Consider the following 16,050-nt stretch of genomic DNA (forward strand, 5'->3'; position numbering starts at 1 on the left):
ATCGTAATGATCATCGATATGGCGACTAGATCTAAAGATTCTTAATGAATGGAGACAAAGCATCCGAATCGGTTGCTTTGTCTTTTTTTCTATAGGTAAGTTGAATGACAAAACAAGGAAATGCCAGCGGAGCAACGAATTACATAAAATTAGGTTAATCAATCGCCAGCAAAAATAGATAACGTCAGCTGAACGGGAAAGGAAGAATGACATGATTGAATGTCCTTGGTGCAGCAGTCAGGTTATATTGGATCAAGATGTTTGTCCGGTTTGCCAGCACGAGGTTTTAGCTAAGCATTTGGACCCCTTCTTAAGTGAGCAGCCAAACGATGCGGTTGTTGAATACGATAATGCATTAGGCCAGCTTGACCTTACAGCCCAAATCGCAAATGAATTTGAATGCTCTAAATGTAAGCATGATGAGTGTGATATCGATGAGATCGCCATGACTGGTGCTGGATTAAGCAAGCTGTTGAACATTCAATATCATCATTTTTTATATGCTTCCTGCTTGCAATGCGGGTTTGTTGAAATTTATAATCCGAATATATTGCATAACCGATGATTTTTTATAAGGAGTAAAGAATATGAAGGACATACAGGTGTTTCACTATGATGCGTTTGCAACGATACCCAATCAAGGCAATCCTGCGGGAGTTGTTCTCGAAGCCAATCATTTGAGTAAGAATGAAATGCAGGAAATTGCGAAGCGGGTCGGTTTTAATGAAACCGTATTTGTAACAAAGTCTGAACGAGCGGACTTGCGGTTGAACTATTTTACGCCTGGCCATGAGATACCCTTATGCGGTCATGCAACGATTGCATCGATATACGCGTTGAAGCGACAAGGTTTGCTGCCTGATCGACAAGAATGGATAATAGAGACGAATATCGGGTTATTGCCGATAACATGCAGCGAGGGAGAGCCTTATCAGATCAAGATGAAGCAGGGCAAACCGGAGTTCATCCCATTTGGCGGAGATAGGGAACAGTTGTTTAAAGCGATTGGTTTATGTGCAGATGATTGGGACGAGCGGTTGCCGATTGTTTATGGCAGTACCGGAACGTGGACTCTGCTAGTACCTGTCAAGAAACTTTCATCTTTTGCAAAAATGGTGCCCAGCACGGATAAATTCCCTGCTATTTTGAAAGAAAATCCTAGAGCATCCATTCATCCTTTTTGCTTGGACGCCTATGATTCTCAAGCACATATGCATGCCAGGCATTTTTCGTCCCCTTATTCAGGCACGATAGAAGATCCGATAACCGGTACCGCTTCCGGCGTGATGGGCGCATATTATTTAACCTATATAAAGCCAGAGCTAAACGAGGCAAATCTTGTTGTAGAACAAGGACAAGAACTGAATAGAGACGGTAAAGTCAGCGTAGAAGCGAAAAAGCTGAGCTCTCGTGAAATGGACATTTTTATTAGCGGAACGGCGGTTTGGGTCGGCGAAATTGACAAGAGGATATTGGAGTGAAATACGAGGTTGTTTTGTTTGACGCGGACGATACGTTATTTGATTATTCATTGGCTGAGGCGCATGCGCTGAAAAGTGTATTTATCGAGCATCAAATTGAGCTGCAGCCGTCTCATGTTGAGCTGTACCGATCGGTTAATCAGCAGCTTTGGAATGATTTTGAGAAGGGGACGGTTACGCTCGACTTTTTGCGACATGAACGATTTAGGAGAATGTTTGCCGAGGTTCAAGTAGAGCTTGATGCGATTCACTTTAGCGAACGGTACGTTCATTATTTGGGAGAGGGCTCCTTCCTGATAGAAGGCTCGGATGTGCTTATTCATCAGATGCGAGGGAGCGGCCATCGCATAGCGATCATTACAAATGGCATTAAGCAAACGCAGCATAGTCGGATCGGCAGATCAAGCTTGGCAAATTCCTTCGAGCATATCATCGTTTCAGAGGATACCGGTTATTCGAAGCCGCATACGGGAATCTTTGATTATGCTTTTGATAAATTGCAGATAACGGATAAATCTAAGGTGCTGATTGTCGGGGATTCCTTAACATCGGATATTCAAGGCGGCATCAACTACGGCATTGATACATGCTGGTACAATCCAAAGCGTAAGCGGAATGAAACGTTGATAAAACCGACCTATGAAATTCAGCGTTTGGATGAGCTGCTTCAGTATATATAAAAAAGAACGATGCCAGTGTAAGCTGATGCATCGTTCTTTTTTTCTAGTTGAGCTCCCACTCCTGAAGCAGCATGATGGCTGCGCCGGCCGTTACGGCGTCTTCCGTCAGCTGCCCTTGCGTAAATTTAGGCTCGTATTGCGGGGAATAGTAGATGTTGCTGCGGGCGACTTGTATGACAGTATCATAGATTGACTTATGCACTTTGACGAGCGGACCGCCCAATATAACCGCCTCTGGGTGCAAAATATTGATCAAATTGGCAATCCCAATGCCCAGGTAGGTTGCCGTTTGCAGAAACTGTTCAGTAACGAATGCATCCTTCTGTGAATAGGCTTTCTGCAGCGCATCAAACTGTATATCCTCTGGCGGGATTCCTTTAAGCGAGCTTTCTCTGCCCAGCTTCAGCTGCGAGCGAATTTTTTTCTCTAATGCAGGGATGGATACGAGCGCTTCAAGCGCTCCATAATTACCTTCGTCGCCGAGTCTTGGGCCATCCGTCTGGATAATCATTTGACCGAAGGAGCCTTCCATGTCTACCGCTCCCCTTACGATCTGGCCGCCTGACATCATCGAGGTCCGCAAGCCTACACCAGCATGGACATAAAGCATATGCTTCACTTCTTCATTCCGAAGCGCCCAATGCTCACCAATAATCGCCGTATTGGCTCCATTATCGAGCAGGGCAGGCAGCCCCAACCGCTGCTCGAGGAGCTCGCAGATCGGAACATTGCTCCAACCTTCAGCGGGAAAATAGCGCGGCTTCAGCATAATGCCATCCTCGCGGCTTAACGGACCAACAGCGCCGATCCCGATGCCGATTATTTTTTCGCGCTCAATCTGGCACTCGCTCATCATGTGTTCAGCGAGCTGCGTAATTTTGGCCAGCAGCCTCTCGGGCGTCATACGCTCGTCCATTTTCCATCTCTCGAAGGCTAGCGGTTTTAAATTCATGTCATATAAACCGATAGAGGAGGAGAAACGAGAAATTTCCAAACCAAATACGGCGCGGTGTTCGGGGTTGACGCGATATAGAATCGGCTTTCGGCCGCCTGTTGAGCGACCTAGCTCCGATGCTAGTATTAGCCCGTCAGACAGCAGCTCCTCCAGCAACCGGGATAGGCTCGTGCTGGTTACCGTAAGCCGATCCATTAAGGCGGCCTTGGATACTAAACCATTTCGAATAATAAAATCAAAAACTTGTTTTTTTATAGTTGGATGCTTCACATTCATCATATATTCTCCATTTGTCCAAGTAGTTAGATCGGATATAAATCAAACTCTATTATATGCTGTTTGGAGTAGGCGTGACTAGAGATACGCTATAAATAATTTAATACGGTAGCAACTGCGTTTAGACGGCAGCAGCATTTCTGTTGTATAAAGTGCAATGTAACATAGGAGTAAGAGTAAGAGGAATGCTTTTGAGGTTTGACTATGTGGATTGCCAATGAGGAAAGCCGATGAGTGAGGCGTATACGGAGTGGGATGAGGATGCTGCAGCGTATGGGGCGTTAATCTGTCAGGATTCGACAATGTATTCGGTTGTCATCGTGAAAAAGAAGTTCTATAATGTGGTTATGAGTAAATTATCGATAATCCAAAATGTAGAGGAGGCAGATGACGGAACTTTTTTTTTAATATAAATGGTAACGCTTTCTTTTTTTGATACATATTATCGATAATCGATAATGGGAAACGGAGACGTGATTGCAATGTACGAAAACCTGTCTATTTCACCCGTTCATTCGATAAGCGAACAAGTCTTTACGGCATTAAAGAAGGAAATACTGGCAGGTGAGCTGCAGCCGGGGGCTCGTCTGCTCGTGCTTGAAATTGCCAAGAAGTTCAACATCAGTCAAGCACCGGTTCGCGAAGCGCTGGAACGACTGAAGTCAGCAGGCTTTATTACGGGCATCCCGAACAAAGGCTCGGTTGTCTCGGATATAACAGCGAAGGAAATTAAAGATATTTTCGAGCTGAGGGAAATTATTGAAGGTTTTGCGGTACGGCAATCGATGCAGCGGTTAACCGAAAACGATTATGACTACTTGGAAGACATTATTAGGCGTATGCACCTCGCGCACGAGCAAAACGATATTTTGAACATATTGGAGCTTGATATGGAGTTCCATGGCTTTTTTTATAAACGCTGCGATAATCATATGATCTTGGAGCTATGGAATCGCATGCGAATCAAAGTAATGCGGTTTATGGCTATCTCCAATCGGCATTATTCAACGGATGGACTCGCGGATTGGCATCTCCGTCTGGTGGATGTGCTGCGAACTGGCGATACAGATTTAGCGGAACTGACCTTTATCGAGCATATGCACTCTTATAAAATGATTCATCTCAATTAGTGTCATGCATCTCGTAAGTTAACCTTACAAAAGGGGCAATGGAGTATGCTGAGCGAGGGATTATTATTTAAAGAAGATGTCGTTCTTACCTGGATGAGGGATCGTTTCCTCCGGAATTTAGTATCAAACACCGCTGCTGTGAAAACCGATTTGAAGGATTGCTTATCACGTTTGCAGTTGAACCCCTACTACACCTTTCCGGCACTGGCTTTGCTGGAGCCTGCCATATATTTTGACGATGAGCATGAGAAAAATGTTTATTTGGAGCGAATGCGCGATTATATGCAAAAAAAGATTTCGGATAGCAGCATCGTATTTGTAGATGAGGGGGGCAGGGTAGGCCTGCTCTTCTCGTGGGTGTCCAAGGATACGATTGAGATGATTCAGGCCATGTTGTCGGAGCATTTCCAGCAGCCGTTCAATATCGGAGTAGGCAAGCCATGCGGCCATCTGTGCGATATCGTTCATTCCTATCGGCAAGCCTCGCGCGCGCTGCAATATAAGTTTTACCGCGGGACGGGCAAAATTATTTATTACAGCGAGCTTAAGCGATATGAATCGCTGCAGCACTATCCGTCCGATAAGGAGAAGGAGCTGTATGATGCCTATAAAGCTGCGGAATCGACAGCCGAGATTGAGTCTTGCGTACAGCTTTTTTATAGCGAGATCCTTCAAAAAGGACTACTGGATACGCAGAGCGTTTACGATTTGACGGTTAGGCTGCTCGTAGGAACAGAAAAGCGTGTTCTCTCCGAGGCCGAAAATGTTAGCGCATATGAGCAATTTGATGTGATGTCGATCGTAAAGCTGGAGACGCTGGAGGAAATTAAGCAGTACGTTATTCACTTTCTCATCGGCTTGAAGGATGTGCTTGCCCACAACCAGAAGGAGAGCCACCGCAGCATTATTAAAAAGACAATTCATCATATGGAGCAGGAATGTCAGTTTGCATCCTTGCAAAGCGTCGCTCAGAAGGTTTATATGACGCCTACTTATTTGAGTCTGTTGTTCAAGACGAATACGGGAAAAACGTTTATCGAGCATTTGACGGATATACGTATTGATAAAGCGAAGGATATGCTGAAGAGCACCCATTTCAAAAACTATGAGGTCGCAGAGAAGGTCGGGTATCAAGATCCGCGTTATTTTAGCCAAATCTTCAAGAAAAAGGTTGGTTTGTCGCCTAGCGAGTATCGGGAATCCGTAGGAAAATAGCAAATCTGAAAAAAAGAAGGACTCTATTGGCAGCGTTTCTGCCAGTAGAGTCCGTTTTTTTATAGCCTGACATCGCTTTGAGGGCCGTTTCGCTCATTTTTTCGCGCATCCGCGAGCTCCGATTCCCAGGTAAGATGGCGATATTCCGCCGCTGCGGCATCATTTTCGAACCAGTTCAAGAAATCTGACCAAAGGGCAACATCCCATGCCGCATCAATTTGCGCCGTTGTATAAACGCTGTCGCGCAGCCGCACGAATCCAAACACGTCGCGCACTTGGGACTTTTCTGCTTGCACGACCGTAAGCTCGGCTAGGTGAGGCGGAATGAAGATGACGCCGGCAGGCGTGCCGAGCACGACGTCGCCTGGCATACAGATCGCTTTGCCAATTCGAGTCGGCACATTCATGCCTACCATCGTTACGTCAGCAATCGCAGTAGGATCGCTGCCGCGATAGAATACGTTAATATTATCAATTTCAACGACCTGCTGGTTATCGCGAATGCCGCCCCAAATGACCGCGCCGCCGCGCTTCGTACGGGTTGAGATCGCAGTCGATAAATTCCCGCCAACGTAGGTGCCGAGATGCACCTTATCGAACATGTCGACGACTGCGACATCGTCTTCAACCAAAGCATCAATGACCCATTGATTGAAGAAGCCTTTGCGTTCCTCTTGCTCATGACCGTACTTCAGCAAAGTTTCATGCAAATCCGGCCGCTTGGGTACCATCACGGCAGTTACTGCGCGTCCGACCATTGTTTTATTCGGATGAATGATTTTGAAATCGCCTTCGAATTGAAAAGCATAACCTCTGTTCCAGAGAGGGCCCCACGCTTCCTCCAACGTAATTTTACGCATGCGGCGAAGAACATCCTCGGATACTTTAGGGCGTCCATTAGGGAAGCGTTCGCCCTCCCATAGCGGCGTAAGCTGAATTATATCTTCCGGGTTATCAAATTTCATGTGAGCACCTCTTTCGAAAGTAGTGTGTTGAAGGCTGATGTGGCTTGCTTCATAAGTCTATTGTTAGGGACATTCCAATAATTGTCGATGCGACTTTCTTAAGGCTTTTTTGCGGCAATCTATGAATTTTTCACACTATATAAAATCAAACGAATTCATAATTTCTTCCCCTTCATAGATGTAACCGCTTTCGTTTAAAGTAAGGGAACATTATCCACGAAGGGGGAGGAGATGATTGGAGTGAAGGCGGAGAGTTCGACAACGATAGCATTAAATAGCAAGCCCGCAAAGTCGAAGCGAAAGCAAAAGCAAAAGGGTGCCACAAATTTAGCCGGCTACATTTTTATATCCCCATGGCTGATCGGCTTTTTGCTGCTGACGCTTTGGCCAATTGCCCAATCGTTTTATTTGTCTTTTACCGACTATTCCTTGCTGGAGGACCCTGTTTGGACGGGTACGGACAACTACGCCAAAATTTTCACTAGCGATGCCACCTTCACAAAGTCGCTCAGCGTAACGTTTATGTTTGTTCTATTCTCGGTTCCGCTCAAGCTGTTCTTCTCGCTGATGGTCGCTTTGGCGCTAAGCAAAAACATCCGTGGCATGAACATTTATCGGACGGCTATTTACTTCCCATCCTTGATCGGGGGAAGCATAGCGGTGGCGGCGCTTTGGCGCAATATGTTCGGCATTGACGGTTATATCAACCAAGTGCTCGCTTGGTTTGGAGTCGAGGGAGTGGGTTGGATTTCCAATCCGGATACGTCGCTCGGCACTTTGATCTTACTCAATACATGGCAATTCGGCTCGACGATGGTTATTTTTCTGGCAGGATTGAAGCAGGTGCCGCAGGAGCTTTATGAATCGGCATCCGTAGACGGAGCAGGAAAGGTAAGGAAGTTTATCAGCATTACGCTTCCGATGCTCTCGCCGGTTATGTTCTTTAATCTCGTGCTCGGCATTATCGGCTCCTTCCAAACGTTTACGTCTGCGTTCATCATTACAAAAGGCGGCCCGATTAATTCCACTTACATGTATGCAATGTTTCTATATGAAAAAGCGTTCAAGCATTATCAGATGGGCTATGCGTCCGCGCTTGCTTGGATATTGCTGACGATTGTCGCGCTGCTCACGATCATTAATTTTGCGGCATCGAAATATTGGGTATTTTACGAGTCGGATGGGGGGAAAACGAAATGAATTCGATGCGTTCCAAGCTGTCGAGCCATTTGTTCTTAACCCTATTCTCCTTTCTAATGCTGTATCCCGTTATCTGGTGGGCTGGAGCTTCGCTTAAGAAGACAGAGGAGCTCAGCTTGCCGACGATCTGGCCTGCTTCGCCGATGTGGAGCAATTATTGGGATGGCTGGCATTTCTCATCGGAATATACCTTTGCCCACTTCTTCGGCAATACGTTGCTCATGGAGCTTGGCAATGTCATTGGCGGCGTTGCTACTGCAGCGATTGTCGCTTACGGCTTCGGCCGGCTAAACTTCAAGCTGCGTGGCTTTTGGTTTTCGGTTTTGCTTCTTACCATGATGCTGCCAGGACAAGTAACGGTAGTCCCGCAGTACATTTTGTTCAATAAGCTCGGGTTTGTCGACAGCTATGTGCCGCTTGTGCTTCCGCATTTTTTTGGGGGAGGGGCATTCTTCATCTTCCTGCTCGTGCAATTCATTCGCGGCATTCCGAAGGATCTGGATGAGGCCGCAACGATAGACGGAGCAAGCGTATACGGTATCTTTTGGCGAGTGATATTGCCTTTGCTGAAGCCGGCGCTCGTTACGGTTGCGATCTTCACATTTATTTGGAGCTGGGATGATTTCTTCGCGCAGGTGCTTTATTTAAGCTCCGTCGATAAGTTTACCGTCGGCTTGGCACTGCGAATGTTCATCGATCAATTCGACATTCAGTGGGGACAATTGCTTGCGATGTCCTTGCTGTCGATCTTTCCTTCGGTCATTATTTTCTTCCTTGCACAGAAGCACTTTGTCGAAGGAATTGCGACTACAGGCTTAAAAGGGTAACGGCATGACATTTTACAAAGGTAAAGGGGATGCTCAAGGATGAAAAAAGGTTGGTCAAAGGGAAAGGGCTTCGGTTTGCTGATGCTGGCTCTGCTGCTAGTGTTGACTGCATGCAGCGGAGGCGGAGGCGGCAATGGGGACAAGCAGACGAATAATGCGACGAATAGCACGGCAAAGCCAGAAGACGAAGGCGGCAAAGAGGCGGGCAGCAAAACGACGCTCAGCATTATGTGGTGGGGGCCGGATGCGCGTCATGAGGCGACCAAGAAGGCACTCGATATTTACTCGCAGCAAAATGCAAACGTAACGTTCAAGCCGGAATTTATGGCATGGGATGCATTCTGGCAGAAGCTGCCGACGCTTGCCGCTTCTAAGTCCATAACCGACGTGCTGCAAATGGATGCTGCCTACATCCAAGAGTATGTGTCACGCGGCCAACTAGAGGATCTCTCTGACATTGATCTAACCGGCATCGTTGATTCGTCGGTCATTACGAATTTACAAATCGACGGCAAGCTATACGGCATTCCGCTCAGTCAAAATGCGCAAGGCATTGCGTTCAATAAAACGGAGCTTGAGCAACTCGGCATCCCGCTTCCGCATAAGGATTGGACGTACGATGAGTTTTTCCAGTGGGCAAGGGATGCGCGAGCAAAGCTGCCCGAAGGGAAATATCCAATTGGCGATACGACCACCTGGGACAGCTTCAACTATTATCAAACCTCGATGGGCAAGCCTCCGGTGATGTCTGACGGCGGTAAAACGTTCACGCTCGACAAGGATTTGTTTATGGCTTTCTATCAAACGTATGAGGAGTTCCGGAAAGCGAAGATCGTTCCTCCCGCAGAGAAAGCAGCCGCGTTTCTTGAGAATGATCCGCAAGCCGATCCGATGGCATCCGGCGTCGTTATGACAAGAGGTGCTACAACGGGCTCCGTCAGCGCGTTAGAGCAGCTCATGCCGGGTAAAGTAGGCGTTGTCAACATGCCTGTTGGACCCTCTGGCGGCGGCTGGGCGCAGTCTACCATCTTTTTGAGCGTCAGCGCTAATTCCAAAAACAAAGACGAAGCGAAAAAATTCGTGAAATGGTTCATTACCGATAAAGAAGCTGGTGGCGCTCTTGGCTTAACGCGCGGGATTCCGATTAATCCGGATGTGTATAAAGAGCTTGAGCCTAATCTTGAACCAAAAGATAAGCTGGGCAAAGAAATATATGATCTGTCGCTAGACAAAGCGTTGCCGTTCTACCCGCCGGCTGCAGGATTCTCGGAATGGGTCGATACGTATAAGAAGGAGATGGAGGCTGTTACGTTCGGCCAGCAATCCATTGAGGATGCGTTCAACAAAATTGACAAGATGGGCAAGGAGCTTGCAGCGAAGGTTGCAGGCTAATCATCCAAAGTTGAAAGTGAGGTTTTACAGATGCAATTAGCAGAAGTATTCCCGTCCCAGCCTTCTAGATTATGGCATTTGGCGAAGCAGCTTGGTGTAGATCATGCTGTTGGAGGGCTGCCATGGGAAGAGAAGCTTGAGAAGCCATGGGATTTGATGCCTCTTATCCGGATGAAACAAAGGTTTGCCGACTCTGGGCTTGCGCTGGCCGTGATCGAATCGATGCCGCCGAGCAATGAGATCAAGCTTGGCACTGCGGGACGTGATGCCGAAATCGAAGTGTTTCAGCAGTTTATTACGAATATGGGTGCGGCTGGTATTCCCGTCCTTTGCTATAATTTCATGGCCCAGTTCAACTGGTTCCGAACGTCCACAACTACGCGCACGCGCGGAGGAGCACTCGTTTCAAGCTACGATCATAGCTTGATGCTGGACGCGCCGCTGACGGAAGTTGGGATCGTGAGCGAGGAGCAGCTTTGGGAAAACCTTCAATACTTTATGGAGCGTATCGTGCCGGTAGCGGAGCAGGCGAAGGTAAAGCTTGCGCTGCATCCCGATGATCCCCCGATTACGCCGATTAGAGGCGTATCACGTATTTTGACCAGTGCAGCAGCTTTGCAGCGCGCCATTGATTTAGTTCCAAGCGAATACAACGGGATTACATTATGCCAAGGCACCTTGGCGACCGCTGGAGAGCATATTCCTAGCGTAATCCGTCAATTTTCGAAGCAGAACAAAATGTTTTTCGTTCATTTCCGCGATGTCAAAGGAACGCCGGAGAAGTTTGAGGAAACCTTCCATGATGACGGGCAAACGAATATGCTAGAGGCGATGCACACGTATTACGAGGTCGGTTTTAACGGACCGGCAAGGCCCGATCATGTGCCGACGATGGAAGGCGAGGACAACGCTAACCCAGGCTATGAGCTGCTTGGCCGTTTATACGGAATCGGCTACATTCGCGGCTTGATGGAAGCAGCCGCAGCTGCTCAAGCAGTCAAAGGGACAGTAGCGAGTGGAAGCATTTAGGAAACGAGAGCGTTAGTAGAGAAGCACCTTCAACACCGCTATTATAGTGGTGCTGGAGGTGTTTTTTGCATAAGGAGCTAGATATGCGATAGTTGCGAAATAAATAGATGCGCGATCGGATGGCGGGGCGGTTTGCGAGCCATGCTTAAGTCTAACTTTTAGACTTATTTCACAGACACGAGCGGTTATGGAAAAAATAGCTATAGAAAATAGACCAATCGGGCACGAAAAGCGCTGAATGCTCGTTTAGTAAACTTGCGGGGATAGGATAAGTCTAATCTCTAGACTTATTTCTGTAAAAATTGTTCCGATGGTAGAAATAAGACTAGATTGTAGATCTATTTCTACTCGATAAACACGAAATGCCTATTTCTAGAGCAAACATATGAATCGCCATATGAAAGGGGTGTCTGATACTCAGCGCAAAGAAGCGGAATGCCCTATGAGCATCCCGCTTCTATTAAGCTTATAGGCAACAAAACTCGTCTCAGCTCCAAAGCCGGTCGTTGGAGTGGTAATGATTCCAGTTGTCTGTGGACTCCCATAGGCCCGGAATTTTCGGATGCAGGTGCTGAGCCAAAACTTCGTCATTCAGATCGTCGATGCCAAGACCCGGCGCATCGGTCATATGGATAAAGCCATTTTGAACTAGCTTTTTCGGAAGCTTGCTGCTTATGATGATGTCATCCCACCAAGGCACTTCGCAGGAGTGGTACTCAAGCGCCATAAAGTTTTCGGTAGCTGCGGCAACATGTGCGGCTGCGAGGCAAGCGATTGGGCTTTCCGCCATATGGATGGCCATTGCAACGCCGTATTCCTGTGCCATATCGCCGATTTTTTTCGTCTCCAATATGCCTCCAGTCGTCAGCACGTCGGGATGGATAACCGATACGCCGCCAGCTTGAAGAAGTGGACGGAAGTTTTCCTTCAAATAGATATCCTCGCCTGTGCAGATAGGAGTGGCAACGGCACGCGAGAGCTTGGCGTATTGATCCGTATACTGCCATGGAAGCATATCCTCCATCCAAGCCAGATTAAATTTATCGACGCGCCGTCCAAGCTTAATGCAATCCTCAAGGCCGATATGTCCAAAATGATCGACGGCAAGCGGAACCTCGTAGCCAATAACGGCGCGCACATCCGCAACGTATTGCTCAAGCATATCAAGGCCTTTTTCCGTTACATGAATCGCGGTAAAAGGGTGGGGGATGTTGTGGATGTCATAGTGCTGATTCCGAATATCACGAATTTCATCCTCTGTAAGCGTATCATGATTGTTGCTGTAGCGGTTTTTGGAGATGCTGCGCATTTCCTCCAAGAAGCCGATCGGAGCGCTTAACGTGCCGGGCTCATTAATAATTTGCCCGATGCCAAGATCCATCTTAAGGAAGGAGAAGCCTTCATCCATACGCTTCTTGAGCGCTAAGCCCATTGCCGTGCCTGTATCTTTGCCGACTACCTCGGTGTCGCAGTACATGCGGATTTTTTCGCGGAACTTGCCGCCGAGCATTTGATAGATGGGTACGCCGTATGCCTTGCCTGCCAAATCCCATAAAGCGATTTCGAGTCCGCTTACGCCGCCGCCTTGCCTTGCATGACCGCCAAACTGTTTGATGCGGCGAAACAGCTTGTCGATATTGCATGGATTCTCACCGAGCAGACGACCCTTCAATATTTGAGCATACACTTTATCGGCACCGTCACGCACTTCGCCAAATCCGACTAACCCTTGATTGGTATACACTTTTATCAAGCTGCTATGAAACGGGCCGCCAACAATATCAGTAAATCTGATATCGGTTATGCGAAGCTTAGACGGAATTGATTGGGTACTGACATGGGCTAGCGTTTCCTCGTAGGATTGGTTATTAGACACGATTATTCACTCCTTGATTGTTATTGGTAAAATCATGCATTGCTTATCTCAAAGCAGCATGCTGCCGCCATCAAGCCTGATTGAAGAGCCGGTCATAAACTCGCTCTCATCCGACGCAATAAAACAAACGAGCTGCGCTACGTCGAGCGGACGGCCGACGCGGCCAAGCGGAAACTTGTCACGAATCGAGCGGCTCGTTTTTTTATGCTTCTCGATATCCTCGGCCGTCATAATCGGCTTGGACTCGCGAGCGCTTTGCTTGCCGACGTCAACAGCGCCAGGCTCGATCGTATTGACGGTAATTCCGTACTTAGCAAGTTCAATCGCGCTTTCTCTGCCGAGCATGCGAATGCCGCCTTTTGTCATGGAATAAACGACGTCGAAATCAGTAGGGCGCTTGCTATGAACAGAGGACATATTTATAATTCTGCCGGACTGCTTGACCTTCATATAAGGGATTACAGCTTGTATGCATTGCCAGTAGCCCTTCAGATTGATGCTCATCATGCGATCGAACGAAGATTCGTTATGCTCGAAAAAATCAAAGTTCAGTTGAAGGGCAGCATTATTGACTAAGATGTCAATTCCGCCGTAGCGCTCTGCCACCGTTTCGACCATTCGCTCAATTTCTTGCTTATGCGCGACATTGGCTTGCACAATCATGGCGCTGCCGCCAAAGTCTTCAATTTGCTGCTTGGTGTCAATTGCGCCGGCGTCGCTTTGATTGTAATGAACGGCAACCTGTACGCCGCGGCGCGCTAACTCAATGGCCACACCTTTGCCAATCCCTGTACCGGCACCGGTAACTAAAGCTATTTTTCCTGCAATGCTCATACAGCACCTCCATACCGGCGGTTAAGGTCGCTTCATCTTAAAGTTCATGTAATGCAGCAGAAAGCCGCCATCGAGTCTAATATCTGACCCGTTGATATAGCGCGCCTCATCCGAGGAGAGGAACGTGACCAGCTCAGCCAAATCTTCATGACTGCCTAATACAGCATTAGGAACTTTAAATTCGTAATCGTCATACAGCGTAGAGATCGTGCTTTGAAATAGTTGGTCATCACCGCCTAGCGGGCCTAATTCGATCGTATTCACGCTGACGCCGTATCGGCCAAGCACGAGGGCTGCTTCCTTTGCGAGCATTTTGACCGCGCCTTTCGAAATGCTGTAGGTAAAGGCGGAGCCTGTAGGTTTCTCGGCATGAATAGAGGACACGAAAATAACTTTTCCCGCTTGCTTTCCCATCATTTGCTTGCCGACCGCTTGCGTACAAATAAATGCGGACTTGGCATTTACCGCAACGCTTTGTACAAATGGCTCTTCATCGCTACATTCAATCGTACTTGGGTAAACATGGTTATTGTTGTGTATGAGAACGTCCACTGTACCTAACTGCTGCTCGGCGAATTGAAGCATCTCAGTGACCTCTGCGCTATTGCAAAGGTCAATATTGACGACGATCGCTAGCAAGCTGGCTTCTTGAATCAACTCTAATTCCTCGGCAAGCGCCGACCCACCTGAATAACTGTTCAAAATAAAATGAGCACCGCTTTGCGCCAATCGTTTAATGATCGCTTTACCGCTGCCGCAGTCTGAATCCGTTATAAAAAAAAGCTTTTTTTGCAAATGCAACGACCCCCTCCATCCATGTAGACATAGGCTGAATAAAAACTCTTGTAGCTTTATCTTAGTAAGTTGACCCTCGTATGGCGATGACGTAAAGTTATGATTTTGTTTGTTTTTTTGCAAACGTCATTCAATCTCTCGAACCGTGTTAAAATAGGGATATAATACCAATTTATCATTTGGAAAACACGCCGATCCCAATGGTATTGAATAGGAGAGAATCATGCACAAGCCAATTAAGAGAAGCCCATTTCGAATTTATGCGGGTACCAAATATTATCGGCTCAAACGTTATTGGAGCTGGTTCACTGACAGCAGGAAGTACGCTAAGCGAATGCGAATTACGGATAACGATTTATTGCCGCATGTCATTGCTGAGCATCGTACACCGCTCACCAGACAGCTGAAGGAAGTGGATCAATGGCTGCAGCATAACAAAGTGAAAAATCTGCAAATTGCAGCAAAGCGGTTAAACCATATCCTCATCAAACCTGGAGAAACCTTCTCTTATTGGCGTTTAATAGGCAATCCTACGAAAAGTAAAGGGTACCTAGACGGCATGATCTTGTTCTATGGAAAGGTTGTCACGGGAGTAGGGGGCGGCTTGTGCCAGTTGTCTAATTTAATCTATTGGATGACCTTGCATTCGCCGCTTACGGTTACCGAGAGGTACCGGCATAGCTATGATGTTTTTCCTGATTCGGGGCGCACGCAGCCTTTTGGCAGCGGAGCAACCTGTGCGTATAATTATTTGGATTTACAGATCGAGAATCAGACTCAGCAATGCTACCAATTAGTCGTTTATTTGACGGATACGCACTTGGTAGGGGAATGGCGATCGGTTGCCTCAGCCGTTAATACCTATCAAGTCTACGAAAAGGAACACTGGATTACACAAGAGTTTTGGGGAGCTTATATAAGACACAATACGATTTATCGGAAAGTGTTTAATGCGGACCAGGAGCAGCTTTCAGACGAGTTTATTACTGAAAATCATGCCATTATGATGTATGAGCCGCTATTGACTGCTGGAGAATATTTTTCGAACGATAGCAAGTAATCTAACGATTTTAAGGAGGTAATCTATGCGGAAAGCAAAAAAAACGATTCTAATCTCTTTAATCGGCCTATTTATTATTTTCATTTATGTGCCTATCCTGATCAGCTATGCAAACTATCGCTCAATCAAGATAAACAATGAAAATGCAGACCAATTTATACATCATTTAGGGGCGGTCGTACAGAAAAAAGATTCGTTTGAATGTTCAGAGAAAATAAAGTGGTAGACTGAAAAATAAAGTATTAGACTGGGAAAATAAAGTATTAGACTGAGAAATAAAGTATTAGACTCGTAAAATTAAGTTGTTGACTGGCGAACCTGCTACACGGCCTCCT

At 46.9% G+C, this 16,050-nt stretch carries 17 protein-coding genes; 12 read left to right on the top strand and 5 right to left on the bottom strand.

Annotated elements, in window-relative coordinates:
* The first annotated feature begins 211 nt into the window (after nt 1-211).
* The 3 genes from HI950_RS03820 to HI950_RS03830 are packed head-to-tail and all read left to right on the top strand — an operon-like array spanning nt 212 to nt 2,161.
* Entirely contained in the window at nt 212-565 is a 354-nt protein-coding gene (locus HI950_RS03820; protein ID WP_169081515.1) for a zinc ribbon domain-containing protein, read from the top strand.
* A gap of 22 nt (nt 566-587) precedes the next feature.
* Nucleotides 588-1,481 (top strand): PhzF family phenazine biosynthesis protein, encoded by an 894-nt coding sequence (locus tag HI950_RS03825; RefSeq protein ID WP_169081514.1) that lies wholly within the window; start codon nt 588-590, stop codon nt 1,479-1,481.
* Nucleotides 1,478-2,161 carry a YjjG family noncanonical pyrimidine nucleotidase gene (locus tag HI950_RS03830; protein ID WP_169081513.1) on the top strand — a complete coding sequence of 228 codons (684 nt, stop codon included), beginning with the start codon at nt 1,478-1,480 and terminating at the stop codon, nt 2,159-2,161. Before HI950_RS03825 ends, HI950_RS03830 begins: the two co-directional genes overlap by 4 nt.
* A gap of 43 nt (nt 2,162-2,204) precedes the next feature.
* Here HI950_RS03830 and HI950_RS03835 read toward each other — a convergent pair whose 3' ends face one another.
* Complete coding sequence (locus HI950_RS03835; RefSeq protein ID WP_169081512.1) at nt 2,205-3,395, bottom strand: ROK family protein; 1,191 nt, start codon at nt 3,393-3,395, stop codon at nt 2,205-2,207.
* A 227-nt stretch (nt 3,396-3,622) separates the two neighbouring features.
* Between HI950_RS03835 and HI950_RS03840 the strand changes: the two genes are divergently transcribed.
* The 3 genes from HI950_RS03840 (at nt 3,623) to HI950_RS03850 (ending at nt 5,737) form a co-directional block, all read left to right on the top strand.
* Nucleotides 3,623-3,805, top strand: a complete 183-nt coding sequence (locus HI950_RS03840) for a hypothetical protein (RefSeq protein WP_169081511.1) — start codon at nt 3,623-3,625, stop codon at nt 3,803-3,805.
* 69 nt (nt 3,806-3,874) lie between these two features.
* Nucleotides 3,875-4,522 carry a GntR family transcriptional regulator gene (locus HI950_RS03845; protein WP_169081510.1) on the top strand — a complete coding sequence of 216 codons (648 nt, stop codon included), beginning with the start codon at nt 3,875-3,877 and terminating at the stop codon, nt 4,520-4,522.
* 45 nt (nt 4,523-4,567) lie between these two features.
* A complete protein-coding gene (locus HI950_RS03850; protein WP_169081509.1) occupies nt 4,568-5,737 on the top strand; it encodes a helix-turn-helix domain-containing protein in 1,170 nt (389 codons plus the stop codon).
* Nucleotides 5,738-5,796: 59 nt separating this feature from the next.
* Here the strand turns inward: HI950_RS03850 and HI950_RS03855 are convergent, their stop codons facing one another.
* A complete protein-coding gene (locus HI950_RS03855) occupies nt 5,797-6,702 on the bottom strand; it encodes an RraA family protein (RefSeq protein WP_169081508.1) in 906 nt (301 codons plus the stop codon).
* A gap of 231 nt (nt 6,703-6,933) precedes the next feature.
* On the opposite strand from HI950_RS03855, the gene HI950_RS03860 reads away from it, so the two are divergent.
* Genes HI950_RS03860 through HI950_RS03875 form a run of 4 tightly spaced genes read left to right on the top strand, consistent with a single transcriptional unit; the run spans nt 6,934 to nt 11,150 of the window.
* A complete protein-coding gene (locus HI950_RS03860; RefSeq protein WP_169081507.1) occupies nt 6,934-7,902 on the top strand; it encodes a carbohydrate ABC transporter permease in 969 nt (322 codons plus the stop codon).
* Nucleotides 7,899-8,729 (top strand): carbohydrate ABC transporter permease, encoded by an 831-nt coding sequence (locus tag HI950_RS03865; RefSeq protein ID WP_169081506.1) that lies wholly within the window; start codon nt 7,899-7,901, stop codon nt 8,727-8,729. The genes HI950_RS03860 and HI950_RS03865 overlap by 4 nt, the downstream gene beginning before the upstream one ends.
* Before the next feature lie 39 nt (nt 8,730-8,768).
* Nucleotides 8,769-10,121 carry an ABC transporter substrate-binding protein gene (locus HI950_RS03870; RefSeq protein ID WP_169081505.1) on the top strand — a complete coding sequence of 451 codons (1,353 nt, stop codon included), beginning with the start codon at nt 8,769-8,771 and terminating at the stop codon, nt 10,119-10,121.
* 30 nt (nt 10,122-10,151) lie between these two features.
* Nucleotides 10,152-11,150 carry a mannonate dehydratase gene (locus HI950_RS03875; protein WP_169081504.1) on the top strand — a complete coding sequence of 333 codons (999 nt, stop codon included), beginning with the start codon at nt 10,152-10,154 and terminating at the stop codon, nt 11,148-11,150.
* A gap of 487 nt (nt 11,151-11,637) precedes the next feature.
* On the opposite strand, the gene HI950_RS03880 is transcribed toward HI950_RS03875, so the two are convergent.
* The 3 genes from HI950_RS03880 to HI950_RS03890 are packed head-to-tail and all read right to left on the bottom strand — an operon-like array spanning nt 11,638 to nt 14,655.
* Nucleotides 11,638-13,026 carry a mandelate racemase/muconate lactonizing enzyme family protein gene (locus tag HI950_RS03880; protein ID WP_169081503.1) on the bottom strand — a complete coding sequence of 463 codons (1,389 nt, stop codon included), beginning with the start codon at nt 13,024-13,026 and terminating at the stop codon, nt 11,638-11,640.
* Nucleotides 13,027-13,074: 48 nt separating this feature from the next.
* A complete protein-coding gene (locus tag HI950_RS03885) occupies nt 13,075-13,860 on the bottom strand; it encodes an SDR family NAD(P)-dependent oxidoreductase (RefSeq protein ID WP_169081502.1) in 786 nt (261 codons plus the stop codon).
* A 21-nt stretch (nt 13,861-13,881) separates the two neighbouring features.
* Entirely contained in the window at nt 13,882-14,655 is a 774-nt protein-coding gene (locus HI950_RS03890) for an SDR family NAD(P)-dependent oxidoreductase (protein WP_223285085.1), read from the bottom strand.
* A gap of 223 nt (nt 14,656-14,878) precedes the next feature.
* On the opposite strand from HI950_RS03890, the gene HI950_RS03895 reads away from it, so the two are divergent.
* Entirely contained in the window at nt 14,879-15,715 is an 837-nt protein-coding gene (locus tag HI950_RS03895; protein ID WP_169081500.1) for a VanW family protein, read from the top strand.
* Between the two features lie 25 nt (nt 15,716-15,740).
* Nucleotides 15,741-15,941, top strand: coding sequence for a hypothetical protein (locus tag HI950_RS03900; RefSeq protein ID WP_169081499.1), 201 nt, complete (start codon nt 15,741-15,743; stop codon nt 15,939-15,941).
* Nucleotides 15,942-16,050: the final 109 nt, after the last annotated feature.

The sequence above is a fragment of the Paenibacillus sp. PL91 genome, from assembly GCF_012935325.2.
In the GTDB taxonomy this organism is placed as follows: Bacteria; Bacillota; Bacilli; order Paenibacillales; family Paenibacillaceae; genus Pristimantibacillus.

Coding starts and splice junctions, on each gene's coding strand:
- HI950_RS03820 (WP_169081515.1), top strand. CDS start 212: ATGATTGAATGTCCTTGGTGCAGCAGTCAGGTTATATTGGATCAAGAT.
- HI950_RS03825 (WP_169081514.1), top strand. CDS start 588: ATGAAGGACATACAGGTGTTTCACTATGATGCGTTTGCAACGATACCC.
- HI950_RS03835 (WP_169081512.1), bottom strand. CDS start 3,395: ATGATGAATGTGAAGCATCCAACTATAAAAAAACAAGTTTTTGATTTT.
- HI950_RS03840 (WP_169081511.1), top strand. CDS start 3,623: ATGAGTGAGGCGTATACGGAGTGGGATGAGGATGCTGCAGCGTATGGG.
- HI950_RS03845 (WP_169081510.1), top strand. CDS start 3,875: ATGTACGAAAACCTGTCTATTTCACCCGTTCATTCGATAAGCGAACAA.
- HI950_RS03850 (WP_169081509.1), top strand. CDS start 4,568: ATGCTGAGCGAGGGATTATTATTTAAAGAAGATGTCGTTCTTACCTGG.
- HI950_RS03855 (WP_169081508.1), bottom strand. CDS start 6,702: ATGAAATTTGATAACCCGGAAGATATAATTCAGCTTACGCCGCTATGG.
- HI950_RS03860 (WP_169081507.1), top strand. CDS start 6,934: ATGATTGGAGTGAAGGCGGAGAGTTCGACAACGATAGCATTAAATAGC.
- HI950_RS03865 (WP_169081506.1), top strand. CDS start 7,899: ATGAATTCGATGCGTTCCAAGCTGTCGAGCCATTTGTTCTTAACCCTA.
- HI950_RS03870 (WP_169081505.1), top strand. CDS start 8,769: ATGAAAAAAGGTTGGTCAAAGGGAAAGGGCTTCGGTTTGCTGATGCTG.
- HI950_RS03875 (WP_169081504.1), top strand. CDS start 10,152: ATGCAATTAGCAGAAGTATTCCCGTCCCAGCCTTCTAGATTATGGCAT.
- HI950_RS03885 (WP_169081502.1), bottom strand. CDS start 13,860: ATGAGCATTGCAGGAAAAATAGCTTTAGTTACCGGTGCCGGTACAGGG.
- HI950_RS03895 (WP_169081500.1), top strand. CDS start 14,879: ATGCACAAGCCAATTAAGAGAAGCCCATTTCGAATTTATGCGGGTACC.
- HI950_RS03900 (WP_169081499.1), top strand. CDS start 15,741: ATGCGGAAAGCAAAAAAAACGATTCTAATCTCTTTAATCGGCCTATTT.